8 protein-coding genes are annotated in these 13,049 nt (G+C 60.7%); 6 read left to right on the top strand and 2 right to left on the bottom strand.

The annotated features are described in order from the left end of the window. The first annotated feature begins 95 nt into the window (after positions 1-95). Complete coding sequence (locus H1B37_RS14030) at positions 96-1,139, top strand: YdcF family protein (protein ID WP_182867287.1); 1,044 nt, start codon at positions 96-98, stop codon at positions 1,137-1,139. A 716-nt stretch (positions 1,140-1,855) separates the two neighbouring features. Then, positions 1,856-2,488, top strand: coding sequence for a response regulator (locus H1B37_RS14025; protein WP_147866940.1), 633 nt, complete (start codon positions 1,856-1,858; stop codon positions 2,486-2,488). Positions 2,489-2,561: 73 nt separating this feature from the next. On the opposite strand, the gene H1B37_RS14020 is transcribed toward H1B37_RS14025, so the two are convergent. Further along, a complete protein-coding gene (locus tag H1B37_RS14020; protein ID WP_286177743.1) occupies positions 2,562-3,845 on the bottom strand; it encodes a DNA polymerase IV in 1,284 nt (427 codons plus the stop codon). Continuing rightward, positions 3,787-5,037, bottom strand: coding sequence for an amidohydrolase family protein (locus H1B37_RS14015; protein ID WP_182867285.1), 1,251 nt, complete (start codon positions 5,035-5,037; stop codon positions 3,787-3,789). Before H1B37_RS14015 ends, H1B37_RS14020 begins: the two co-directional genes overlap by 59 nt. Positions 5,038-5,488: 451 nt before the next feature. On the opposite strand from H1B37_RS14015, the gene H1B37_RS14010 reads away from it, so the two are divergent. The 4 genes from H1B37_RS14010 (at position 5,489) to H1B37_RS13995 (ending at position 12,922) form a co-directional block, all read left to right on the top strand. Next, positions 5,489-8,971, top strand: a complete 3,483-nt coding sequence (locus tag H1B37_RS14010) for a secretin N-terminal domain-containing protein (protein ID WP_286177741.1) — start codon at positions 5,489-5,491, stop codon at positions 8,969-8,971. 134 nt (positions 8,972-9,105) lie between these two features. Continuing rightward, positions 9,106-10,089, top strand: a complete 984-nt coding sequence (locus H1B37_RS14005) for a hypothetical protein (protein ID WP_182867284.1) — start codon at positions 9,106-9,108, stop codon at positions 10,087-10,089. A gap of 10 nt (positions 10,090-10,099) precedes the next feature. Next, on the top strand, positions 10,100-11,026 hold the full coding sequence (locus H1B37_RS14000) for an ion transporter (RefSeq protein ID WP_182867283.1): 927 nt from the start codon (positions 10,100-10,102) through the stop codon (positions 11,024-11,026). A 471-nt stretch (positions 11,027-11,497) separates the two neighbouring features. After that, entirely contained in the window at positions 11,498-12,922 is a 1,425-nt protein-coding gene (locus H1B37_RS13995) for a PQQ-binding-like beta-propeller repeat protein (protein ID WP_182867282.1), read from the top strand. Positions 12,923-13,049 lie beyond the last annotated feature (127 nt).

The raw sequence follows: 13,049 nt of genomic DNA, 5'->3' as shown, positions 1-13,049 counted from the left end.
ACATAAACACGGAGACGAGGTTCCGCTTCCCCCCAATATAACCGCCGGCTTCCGATTGCTTCTTTTTTTCTCCTCGTCCGCTTTAGGAAGCAGCTATGCTTTCGGCGACCACCGATCACACCACGCGCCCCCTCGCGACGCAGCCGACTCCCATCAAGAACAACGCCAAGGAAAGTCAATCATTCATGGGCTCTCACGAGGACGCAGCCACCGCACCGAACTCGCAAGAGGCATTCGCGCGACCGATCGGCTGGTTCCGGGCAAGTCTGATCGGCGTCGTCGCCGCCGGTGTGCTGGCCGTCGCTCTGGTCACTTGGGCGGGGATTCAAGGCGGGCGGTCGCCGGCCGAGCGTACCGCGACCAGTTTGGTCATGCCCGTCGCGGTGATCTGGTTGTCCCTGTTGGCCGCAACCATTGCCAGCGCTGTCAGGAAGTGCACGCCGCTGGCCGTCACCTTCGCGGTCGCATGGCTGGCCTTCTCAATCGTCTTCAACGGCTGGGTCGCCGGTCATTTCCTGCGATCGCTCGAATACCCCGCGACGGCAGATCCGGCAGGCCAGCTGACACAGCCGCTTGACGCGGTGGTCTTGCTCGGCGGATACGCCCACGACAATCGGTTCGACGTTCCGCAACTCGGCCACGACGGCCAACGTCTGTTGTTGGCCGCTCAGCTCTGGCACGCCGGAAAAACCAAAACGCTGATCTGCACCGGAACGGGGACCGATGACTACCGCGATCCGTCGCGGATCGGTCGCCAGATGTTGACCTCGGTCGGCGTCCCCGATCATGTCATTTTTGAAGTGCCAGGTGTCAACACCGATGCGGAGATGATTCATTTGAAATCCTTTTTCGAGGCCCCCCCGGACGCCTGGCTGCAGCTCGTCGGGCCCCGTCGCGGGAGCCCTGCCGAAGCCTCCCGCCGAGGGGATTCGATCGGGTTGGTCACGTCGGCGGTCCACCTGTCCAGGGCGATGCGGCTGGCGGAAAAACGAGGGCTGGAGTTCACGCCTTTGGGATGCAATTTTAACGGACGGCCGATCGCCACACTCTCACCCCGCGACATGATTCCTTCGGCCGGGGCGGGACGGTCGTTTGCAATCGCGCTCAAGGAGCAACTCGCATGGGTTGTGGGACGGTAACAGGTTGTGGGAAGGTGCCAGGGGGGGAGTAATACCCGCAAAAGACGCGTTCGGCGACGATTTCAATTGGGAATTCGCACATGCCACCCGTAGAATAGAGTGTCCGACCAACGGCGGGGCCACTCGAGAGGTGTCTCAGTGCCCGCCACACCCTCGTTAATGGGCTGTAAGGCGGGCGCAGTTCACCAAAAGCATTCCTTTCATCAATAAGATTTCGAGAAAAAAGCGGAAAGACAGTGATTTCTGGGTACCTGGGTGACAAAGGGAGATCAATATCTCCCTCGTTGGGTGTGACAGTGCCGTCCAAACGTAGTGAGCGTACCTGTCTCGCGCCAGAGATTTCCGTCATACTCTGCAGTACCCGGTTTTTCATAGCAAAGCACTCCCCTAAGCGGATTGATATCCAGTCAGGAGGCGTGGGGCGGAGAATGGCTTCACGCCGACATTGTAGTTCTGACGATGAGCTCCTTTCGAGGAACAGAGGAAGGCGAACGGTGTGGCAGGATGCCAAGTGGTCTGCACGTTGTTCGAATCACCGCGTGACGGTGTTGCCGGGCAGCAAGACGTAGAGAGTGGTGTGGTTGGACGACAACCTGAGCACCGAAGAGTTTTATTTTCACATTTCTTACCCCGCCAACTGTAAGCCCCCAATTTGAGGTGGGTAGTGTTAGCAGGGCACAGAAAATCCAACCCCTTGAATCGAGAAAGGAGATTCTATGAGTAAGAATCTATTAGTGGTCGACGATCATTTGGTCATCCGGATGGGCCTGAAGGCGATGCTGGAAGGAACCGATCTGGTTGTCGCCGAAGAGGCCTGCAACGCAGCAGAAGCCCTGGCAGCAGTCGAACGCTCGGTGCCCGATTGTGTTTTGATGGACATCCGCATGGACGGCGGCGACGGACTGAACACGCTGGGACGGTTGAAACTGGATCACCCCGATCTGCCGATCGTGCTTTACTCGGCCTACGACAACCCGACCTACATCGCCCGCGCGGTCGCTCTGGGAGCAGCCGGCTATGTCCTCAAATCTGCTCCGCGTGAGCGATTGATCGACGCCCTGAACACGGCGGCAAGCGGCGAATCGGCTTGGACCCGCGAAGAATTGCGTCGCGTCACCGGTGCGTTGGCAACGCCACGACTGAGCCAAGAATTGGACGTTCCGTTGACCCATCGTGAAAGCGAAGTGTTGCGTCAAATGGCCCAAGGCCTGACCAACAAAGAAATCGCCAAGATGCTGGGCATCAGCTACGAAACGGTCAAGGAACACGTTCAGCACATCTTGCGAAAGATCGGCGTGACCGACCGCACGCAAGCGGCTGTTTGGGCCGTGCGAAAGAACCTGGTCTGACCGAAACGTCAAATCATTGAACCCAAACGGCCGTCTTTGCCTGCGGAAAGACGGCCGTTTTTTTATGGCCGCATCATTGGCGATGCCGCCAACGATGACTGGCCGCCCGATACACCGTCTTGCCGCCCAGCTTTTGCGAAAGCTGATCGACGACCTGATCGACCTTGCGCTCGGCTTGCTGTTGCTGCGGATCATCGAACAACGACAACTGCACCGGTCGGTCCGAACCGACCAGGGTTCCCAGCGAGACGCCCAGCAATCGCACCGCACGCGGTTCGTTGCGTCGCATTTCCTCCAACAGCTCCACCGCGACCCGGATGATCCTTCCGGTCTGGTCGGTCGGTGCCTGCAAGGTCCGCGATTTGTTGAACGTCTTGAAGTCCTCGCGTCGATACTTCAACGTGATCGTGGACGTCATTCTGCCGCTGCGACGCAACCGCATCGCCGTCTGTTCACAGAGGAAACAAACGACGCCGTGCAACAGTTCGGCATCGCTTTGGTCGTCGGCAAAGGTGCGTTCATGACTGATTTGCTTGGCGCTTCGGTCCGGGACCACGCCTCGCGAATCGATCCCGTTGGCCAGTTTCCAAAGGTGGTGCCCCCAATCGCCCAGCTTGGATACCAACAACTCGTGATCGTAGAGTCGGACGTCGCGAATCGATTTCAGCCCCAGACGATGCAGGCGAGCCTGTGCGACCGAGCCGACGCCCCAAAGTTTTTCGACCCCTAGCGGATCCAGAAACGACGTCAGATCCGATTCCTTGACCACGACGAAGCCGTTGGGTTTGTCCAAGTCGCTGGCAATTTTTGCCACGAACTTCCGGGGAGCGATGCCGACACTGGCGGTCAGTTGCAGTTCGTTTTCGATCGCGTCCTTGATGCTTCGTCCGATCGTTTCGGCATCGCCGTGCAAACGCTCCATTCCGGCGACATCCAAGAACGCTTCGTCCAGCGACAAGGGTTGGATGATCGGTGTGAACCGGCCAAAAATCTCACGCACCTGTCGCCCCACGTCGGCGTAATGAGACAGACGCCCGCGAACGAACACGGCGTGCGGGCAAAGCTCGGCGGCCCGGCGGCCCGGCATCGCACTGTGAATCCCATATTGACGGGCTTCATAGCTGGCCGCCGCCACGACGCCACGCCCGGTCTTGCTGCCCCCGACGACCACCGGTCGGCCTATTAATTCCGGATGATCACGCTGTTCAATCGACGCATAAAACGCGTCCATGTCGATGTGCAAAATCATGATCTGGCCGATGGAACAAGTTGCGGACGATGGTTCATTGCACGACGTCCTATGCCGAACAAAACCGAACCCGCCCGCCCAAAATCGTCGTTTCGATCCAACGATCATCCCAAGCGAACATCAACGCCGCCAGCGGCTGGCGTGAATCCAACCACGCAATATCCGGCCGAATGACCAACAGATCGGCACGGCGGCCCACGGCGATGCGGCCCACGTCGTCCCACCCAAGTGCATCGGCATTTCCGGCGGTGATTTGGTGCCATGCTTCGGCGGCCGACGGGATGCGGGTTCGATCATCAACTCCGTGACCGGCGTCGATCGAAATTCGCATCGCCGCTTCGATCATCGCCCGACCGACGCGAACCATGCTGCGTTCAAATCCCGCCCCGATGTCACTGCCGAGTGTCACGGGGATTCCGTGTGACCGGTGTGAGTGACGGTTCATCGTCCCGCTGCCGAGAAAGGAGTTCGCCGTCGGGCAATGAGCGATGAGGCTGCCACGGCGTGCCAGTCGGTCTTGGGACGGCGAATCCAAATGGATGCCGTGCCCGAGGATGCTGCGCGGCGTCAACAGCCCCGCACCGTCATAAACATCCACGTAGTCTCGGCCGCCGAAGCCTTTGCCGACCGCGTCGCATTCGGCCACCGTTTCGGCCAGATGGGTCTGGATGATCGCGTCATGGGATGCGGCCAACCGCCCTGCATCCTCCAGCAACGCCTCGCTGCAGGAAAGTGCGAATCGAGGCGTCACCGCGGCGGCCATGGGGCCGTCGGGCGGAAACCGATCCAGTGTCCGCGCCACTTGGTCGACCAACTGTTCACTCGGACGCAGCAATGGCGGCGGCGCGTCCCGGTCCATCATCACCTGCCCGATCACACCGCGAAATCCGATCTCGCCAAACGCTGTCAACGCCGCGATGGTGGCATCATGATCGACGGTGGCGTAGGCGCAAATGCCCGTCGTGCCCACCCCGAGGCACTGCCCCGTGACGCGATCGATCATCGATCTGGCGAAATCAAGATCGTTCCAGCGTTGTTCGGCCGGGAAAATCACGTCCTGCAACCATGGCAGCAGCCGCATTCCGGCGGCCCCGATCGAGTCAAACTGGGGCAGATGCAGGTGGGTGTCGATGAATCCGGGGCAAATCAATGCGTCGGGACCACCGTGATCGACCTTGTTGGACACTTGGCCGAAACCCAGGCCGACGATTCGGCCGTCGGCGATTTCCACGATTCCAGGTCGGATTGTCGCGTATCCCTCGGGTTCGGACTGCAGGATTTGGCCGCCAAGTGTGATCATGTTGCCTCGTCGGGTGCATCGAATGGACGAATCTGGGCGAATTTCGACCGGCTTTCAACCGGCGCGTTGTCTGCCGGACCGGCATATCTTCCCAGGCTTACCGAAACTTTGGGTTCGTTACGTGTTGTGGCAATCATGCCTGATCGATCGATTCGCTGCCAGTATCGCGGTCAGTTTGACTGTAGGGGATGCAACGGGGGAGTCGATCACCAGGGATGAGCGGAGGAAGCGCTCTTGGAGCTCCGTTCTGTCTGTCGTTGACCCTGTACGCCTAAAGGTGTTGCCCGTGCACCGTTTGAAAACCATCGTCTCCCCAGTCGCCGTCGGTCTCAGGCGAGCGTTAAGCGTGAAGCTTGTCGCGGCGATTGCCGTGTCGACCGCGTGTGCTCAAACGCCGCAAACCGGTCCTCCCGAGATCGCCCCTGGAAGTGGGCCCTCGCGAATGCCGTCGATGAACGCCGAAGCCTACCATCGGTACATGCAAGCCAGTACCGGCGTGTCGCCCCAAGGGCACATTCGGACGGTGGCCGCGACGACACCGGCATCGGCAGTGAGTGATTCGCCGCAACTGCGAAAACTGGCCGTGCCCTCGATCCATGCCGACGCGATCGCAACGGCGCTCAGCCTTCGCTACCAAGACCTGCCGGGGATCACGATCTCGCCCGACCCGGCCAACAGCCAACTGGTGGTCATGGCGCCGGCCAAGGACCAGGCAGTGATCGCATCGCAGGTCAAGTCGCTGGTCGCCGGTGCCGTCCGCCAAGCGTCTTCGGTTTCGGCCGGCCCGATCAGCGTGCGGCTGCAGAACATTTCCTGGCGTGAATTCGAACGCGACTTGAAACAGGCCGCCGGCCAAGACGTCCCAATGACGACCCGCAACAACGGCAATCAGGTCACGTTCCAGATGAACGTGCCGCCGATGCAAGGGACGTTGGTCGAAGTCGATCGCCGGCAAAACCAGGTCACCGTCCAAGCCCCCGATCCCGCAATTCCGGGTTGGGAAAAGATGATCAGCGCCCTGGACCGCGTCCCCAATCGTTACGACGACGTCACCCAAGTGCACCGCTTGCAAAAAGCGGACATGGCTCCGGTTCAACGCACGATGCGATTGTTGCGTGCACTGCGTGGCGATGACATGTCCAGCCCCGGTCAGAGCGTCTTCCGCAATGCGGTGATGCAAGCCGATCAAGGCAGCGCGCCCGACGCGGCTGGCCCGCAAGACGGTCAGGGCACCGGCGTGGAAGGCGCCGGCCCGCTGGGCGACGTGCAAATCGAATACGTTCCCGAACTGGGACAGATCATCGTCAAGGGTGCGACCCGCGACGTCCAACGCGTGATGGAATTGATCAAGGAGATTGAATCCAAGGCTGAATTGACCCAGCCCGATTCCAAAGTCGTCGCGCTCGAGCACGCCGACGCCAACGCGGTCGCGGAATTGCTGACCCAGCTGTACGACGATGTCCTGTCGACGCGTCAAGGCGACGTCAGCATCACGTCGCTGGACAGCCCCAATGCGTTGTTGTTGATCGGCCGCGCCGAAGCGATCGCGTCGCTGGAAGACTTGATTGGCAAGATCGACCAGCCCGTCGAAGAAGCCAGTCGGTTGCGGGTGTTCCGTTTGCAGAACGCCTCGGCCGTCGATGCCCAAGACGCCATTTTGACGTTCTTTAGCAATCGCCCGGGCATCGAAGAAGACGTCCGCAACGGTCTGGGACCACGCGTGCGGATTTCGGCCGACTACCGTACCAACTCGTTGATCGTCAGTGCCGCACCGCGGGATATGACCGAGGTGACGCGATTGATCAACGAACTGGACGTGGAAAAGACGCCCGCGACGAGCGAGTTGCGTGTCTTTCCGCTCAACAACGCGGTCGCCGAAGACCTGGCCACGACGCTGCAAGACGCGTTTGCGACCGGCGAAGTCGCTTCGGCGGGTGATGCCACCGCGCCATCGACATCGCTTTCCATCCTGACCGTCGACAGCGACGAGCGACGGATGGTGGAATCCGGCATCTTGGCCGGGGCCACGATCACGGCCGAAGCGAACTCCAACTCGATCGTCGTCCGCGCCCCCTCGTCCAGCATGCCGCTGATCGCCGAGCTGATCCGGCAATTGGACCAAGCCCCCGGCATCGATTCGCTCGTCAAAGTGTTCACCATTGAAAACGGTGACGCGGCACAACTGGCCGCCTCGCTGGAAACCCTGTTCGGTTCCGACGCGGCGACCAGTGGCACCAGCATCGGCGGCGCCAACGCCGCCGGACTGCCCCCGTCGACGGCCGCGGCGGAAAGCTCGCTCGTGCCGCTCCGCTTTTCGACCGACATCCGCACCAACAGCATCGTGGCCAGCGGATCGTCGTCGGACCTGGAAGTCGTCGAAAGCATCTTGCTGCGGCTCGACAGCGAAGGCTTTGCCGAACGCATCACCGAAGTGATTTGGCTGAAGCACAACGAAGCGGTGTTGGTCGCCGCGGCGATCACCAACTACGTCAACGAACGCCAGCAATCGCAAACCACGATCCAGCAATATCAGCAAGGTCTGGGACCCTACGATCTGTTGGATCGCGACATCGTGGCGATCGCCGAAGAGAACTTCAACAGCATCCTGTTGAGCGTTTCGCCGCGACTGTACGAAGAAGTCCGATTGCTGATCGAACGACTCGACCGTCGCCGCCCGATGGTGTTGATCAAGGTGATGTTGGCCGAAGTCGCACTGGAAGACGCCTTTGAAATCGGCACGGAACTCGGGCTGCAGGATTCGCTGGCATTCAGCCGCGGGCAGGCAGTCGCGGATGTCCCGGGCAGCTCCGCTGCGGGAACGCCGGGATTCAACTTCAATGACGCCGGTGTGCCGAATGTCAATGATTTCGGACAGGGCAACTTGGCGGCCACCACCGTGTCAACCTTCGGGCTGGGGCAAGCCAACCCGTCGATCGGCTACGGCGGTTTTGTGCTGAACGCGGCGAGTGAGTCGGTCAGTTTGCTGTTCCGAACGTTGCAGGACGCCGGGCGGGCACAAATCATCAGCCGGCCCCAATTGATGACCGCCGACAACTCCGAGGCGCTGATCAACGTCGGGCGACAAATCGCACGATTCCGCGGCAGCACGGTGACCAACAACAACGTGACGCAGAATATCGAAGACATCACGGTGGGATTGATCCTGAACATTCGGCCGCGAGTGGGAAGCGACGGAACGATCTTGATGGACGTCGATGTGACGCGATCGGACCGCGATGAAGGAAACGGCACCGTGGTTCCCGACGGCACCGGCGGAACCGTGTTGATCGAAGACATCGTCGACACGACCGCCCAAGCGACGCTTTCGGTCATGAGCGGCCAAACGGTGATCATGGGTGGATTGATCCAAAAGAGTCGCGCCAACAACAGCCGACGGCTTCCTTACCTTTCGAACATCCCCGTCCTGGGCAACCTGTTCAAGTATGACTTCGAAGCCGAGCGGCGGAACGAATTGCTGGTCGTGCTGACGCCGATGCTGGTCACCGGCGAAGACGACTTGGAGTACATCAAGCAAACCGAATCGAGCCGCATGAGTTGGTGTCTGGCCGACATTGTGGAAGCTCACGGCGATGTCGGATTGAGCGGCGGCTATGGACTATGGGGACCGGCGATCGGGCCGACGATCTATCCCGACATGCAGCCGACCATCGACGGTGAAATCGTCGTCGGTGAGTTGCCGCCCGGGGTGATCACCGACCAGAAAAAGCCCGTCGGCGGTCAGCCGGCCGGAGAATCGATCTTGAACCCGAGTTTCGATACCCAGCCCCTGCCGCCGGCACGCCCCGCGGACTCGCTGCCCACGCCGCCTCAACCCGACGTGAATCAATCGTCGTTCCGGTTGCCCGCCGGGATGATCGGAGGCGGAGGGGATCAAACGCTGCCGGCCAGTTGGATCAAACCGTCCGAGCAGTAGGCGAAAGAAAACGTAGCTACCTTCGCCAGAAGGTGGATCCCAACGCTCTGGCGAGCGTAGCTACGTCAATCTAATGTCGCGCCGACGCGACAAATTCACATTCACGCGATCCATCACCAACGATTCAAAACGCTATGTCACACACAAAACGCAGCACCAAAGCACTGGCGGTCGCCGTTCTCGCTGCCGGGTCGATTGTCGCCGGCGGGTGCACCACTCCGGCGACCCGCGGCGATGCCAAGCTCGCCAACTTTTTCGAAGCACCCGACTGGATGAAGAAGGCCCCGTGGTCCAAGCAGGAAGACGAGCCGCCGGTTCCCTATCCGGGGCCGGTCAAGATGGCCACCACCTGGGCGCCCGATGTGCTGGTTCAAACCGGCAAAACGCCGACACGCGGGTTCGGCGGTCGGCTGTTCTTCTTCGACGAAAAAACCAAAGCGGTCCCGGTCGAAGGCACACTGACGATCCACGGATTCGAAATGGGCACCGACGGCAAGGACACCCAGGTCAAGCCGTTCAAGTTCACCCCGGAACAGTTCACCAAGCACTTCAGCCAAAGCGATTTCGGAGCCAGCTATAGCGTCTGGATTCCCTGGGACGCCGCCGGCGGAGAAGAAAAACGCGTCTCGCTGGTTCCCACGTTCCAAACCACCGAGGGCAAGATCGTCCAAGGCAGCCCGACCACGGTGATCCTGCCGGGCCGCAAGGCGGAACGTGCGATGGAGGTGGCCAACAACTATCTGTCGCCACAATACCGCGGGCACAAGAATGCGATCACGCAACATGCCACGCGGCCCAGCGGTCTGGTGACGACGACGATTCGACGTCATACCACATCGGCGGACGGAACCAGCACGTTGCCCAGCGGTTCGTTGCAAGACCGCGTCAATGCGATGGCCGCCTCGTACCGCAACGTCGGCAACGACGGCGCGACACCGTTCATCGATGTTCCGTCAACCACGACGTCGACGGTGGCCCAGACGCCCAGTCGGACGCCGGCCAACGTGATGCCGGCCAGTGCCGTCATGTCCGATCGCGAAAGCAACCCGGTGCGATCGGCCGGTGCGGCGGTGACCGCCCCGCGGCGAATTCAATCGCCGGTGAGTTCCACGAGGTAGCGGATTTGCGATGAGCCGACGTCGATCGAAAGCCGAACAACGTCCCGATGGGCCGCCCTGGCGCGTGCTGATGCACGACGTCATCTTTGAATCGGACACGCCCGCCGGCTGGGTGTTCGACGTCGCGCTGCTGCTTGCCATCCTGATGAGTGTCACGGTGGTGGCGGTCGAGACCATCCCCACGGTCGCCCAGCGGAATTGGCTGATCCTCGGGCGATTCGAATGGTTTCTGACCTTCCTGTTTACCATCGAATACGGCGCGCGATTGGCCTGCGCCCGCCATCCGTTGCGGTATGCGTTCAGTTTTTGGGGCGTGATCGACCTGCTGAGCGTTCTGCCGACCTACATCGGATTCTTCTTTGTCGAAAGCGACGCGAACTCCTTTGTGATCCTTCGCAGTATCCGCCTGTTGCGCGCGTTCCGCGTGCTCAAGCTATGGCGGATGATGGATGACGCCGAGGAACTTTCTCAGGCGATTTGGAAAGCCCGGCACAAGATCATCGTGTTTTTGATCGTGGTGTTGGTCGCCGTGACCATCAGCGGCACGCTGATGTACTTCGTCGAAAACGTGATCCCGCGACTCGCGCGTGGCGAAGGCCCGCTGGATGATTCCGAGTTCACCGCCAGCCAATTCGATTCGATCCCCCAGGCGATGTACTGGGCCATCGTCACGATGACGACGGTCGGATACGGCGACATCGTTCCCAAGACGACGGTCGGAAAGTTCATCTCGGCGACACTGATCCTGCTCGGTTACAGCTTGATCATCGTCCCCAGCGGATTCGTCACCGCCGAGCTGACATCAAAAAAATCCGCCGAACCCGCCGACGAAACCACCTGCCCACGCTGCGCGACGACCGAACACCATGACGATGCGGTGTACTGCTACCGCTGCGGAGAGCGACTGGCGGCCGCCCAATCCCAGCGGGAAGCGTAACGGCCTGTAGATTTAATCAGCCGCACGGCGCTAGCCGCGGTTCTCGCCGCCACAAAACCGGGGCTAGCGCCCATCGGCTGATCGTTAACTTGTTCATTTCGATAGAAATCATCAGGCCGGTCAGCGAGCGGCCCGTGACGCTGGCTTCAGTCGGTTCGCGCAAGCGGTCCCACTTTTTTGTCGATCGGGTAAGAAGTTTTTTGGGGTAAGAAAATGGTGTAATCCCCACTCCTTGGATGAAGCCAATTTCCCTACCTCCAAAATCTTCCTACCTCTTCACAGGGCTAGGCGGTCCCGTCGATCGGATTCTGGAGAGGGATGGCAGAATGATCCGGGGCAGAATGATGAGGTTCGTGAAGGCGGAACCTACGATGAACGGCAGGTCCGCGACAGGCCGGAAGCCTCTCCCACCGGTTTTCCGTGGGCTGCTAAACTGCTGTTTTACGCCACCCGTCGAATCGATTGATACCGATGTCCATAAAGCCTGTGCTGCGAATCCTCTCCACGATCCCGCTGCTGTTCTGCTTTTGCAGCCTCGCATCATGCGACCAGCCCTCAAAGAACACCGCCACTGAAGAATCTCCCGATCCAACCACAACGGCTGCGGTGCAGCACGCCGGCGATTTCGATTGGCCGCGGTTGCTGGGGAAAAACTTTGACGGTGTCGCGGAAACCTCCGGCGTCGAACTCGACTGGACAAAACCGCCCGAGGTCCTCTGGCGACTGCCGGTCGGCGACGGATACGGACTGGGGTGCGTGGTCGACGGCCGTTACTACCACGCCGACGCCGTCCGCAGCGACCAACCGCTGGGGCAGCGGGGGTTCGTCGAGCGGTTGAGGGCGTTTGATTTGAGTGACGGACGTTTGATCTGGTCGGTCGATCGTCCGCTGGAATACCGCGATCTGTACGGGTACGAAACCGGACCGCGGGGCACACCGACCAGCGACGGCAAATCGATCCTCACGCTGGGGTGCGACGGCGAGTTGTGTTGTCGCGACCTTACCGACGGCTCGTTGAAATGGAGCGTCTCGACCAACCAGGAGTATGGCGTCGTCCAAAATTTCTTCGGCGTCGGATCCTCGCCGTTGATCCTGGATTCGATGGTGATCGTTCCGGTCGGCGGCAGCCCCTCCGAAGACCAACAAATCGCGCCGGGGCGTTTGGATCGTGTGATTCCCAACGGTTCGGCGCTGGTCGCATTTGACTTGGCCAATGGCGACGAGGTTTGGAAATGCGGCGACGACTTGGCCAGTTACAGCAGCCCGCGGACGATGAAGATCGGCGACAAAACCGTCGTGCTGTTGTTCGCCCGCGATCACTTGCTGGCCGTCGATCCCGCGGTGGGAAAAGTGCTGTGGAAACAGCCCCATCGCGCGGACATCTTAGAAAGCGTCAATGCGATGATTCCGGTCGTCGACGGCGATCGGGTTTTCATCAGCGAGTGTTACCAAGTCGGCAGTCGGTTGATGCAGGTCACGCTCGACGACGCAAACACGTTGTGGCTGGACCCGCCCCGAAATCGCCGCGCTCAAGCGATGCGTTGCCACTGGTCGACGCCGATCTTGGTGGACGGTTTCCTGTATGGTTGCAGCGGACGAAACAATCCCGACAGCGATTTTCGCTGCGTCGAACTGGCCAGCGGAAAAGTCCAGTGGAGCGACGACCGAGGCATGCGGACGTCGGTCACCCGCGTCGGAGACCACTTGGTGGTGCTGGACGAGTACGGGCGGATGGAGATCGTTCGGCCCAACCCGGAAAAGCTGGAGATTCTCGCGGAGTACGATTTCGGCGACCAGCTGCGAACCCCCTGCTGGGCGGCTCCGATCATCGTCGGGGATGCTCTGCTGATCCGCGGCGACGGCCACGTGCTGTGCCTGGCGATCGCCACACGGTGACGCTACACCAATTGATCAAGGCGTGTTAGGATCAGCCGCCGCGCGCTGGACCGCGCCACGTTGACGTCGCTACGCTCGATGCGAGCGTGGAATACGCCGGGCATCCACCTTCTGGCGAAGGTCGCTA

This window comes from Stieleria mannarensis, assembly GCF_014154935.1.
In the GTDB taxonomy this organism is placed as follows: Bacteria; Planctomycetota; Planctomycetia; order Pirellulales; family Pirellulaceae; genus Stieleria; species Stieleria mannarensis.
The sequence above is the reverse complement of the archived record's forward strand: the minus strand, read 5'-3'. Positions and strand labels throughout refer to the sequence as shown.

Coding starts and splice junctions, on each gene's coding strand:
- H1B37_RS14015 (WP_182867285.1), bottom strand. CDS start 5,037: ATGATCACACTTGGCGGCCAAATCCTGCAGTCCGAACCCGAGGGATAC.
- H1B37_RS13995 (WP_182867282.1), top strand. CDS start 11,498: ATGTCCATAAAGCCTGTGCTGCGAATCCTCTCCACGATCCCGCTGCTG.
- H1B37_RS14010 (WP_286177741.1), top strand. CDS start 5,489: ATGAACGCCGAAGCCTACCATCGGTACATGCAAGCCAGTACCGGCGTG.
- H1B37_RS14020 (WP_286177743.1), bottom strand. CDS start 3,845: ATGATCGTTGGATCGAAACGACGATTTTGGGCGGGCGGGTTCGGTTTT.
- H1B37_RS14030 (WP_182867287.1), top strand. CDS start 96: ATGCTTTCGGCGACCACCGATCACACCACGCGCCCCCTCGCGACGCAG.
- H1B37_RS14005 (WP_182867284.1), top strand. CDS start 9,106: ATGTCACACACAAAACGCAGCACCAAAGCACTGGCGGTCGCCGTTCTC.
- H1B37_RS14025 (WP_147866940.1), top strand. CDS start 1,856: ATGAGTAAGAATCTATTAGTGGTCGACGATCATTTGGTCATCCGGATG.
- H1B37_RS14000 (WP_182867283.1), top strand. CDS start 10,100: ATGAGCCGACGTCGATCGAAAGCCGAACAACGTCCCGATGGGCCGCCC.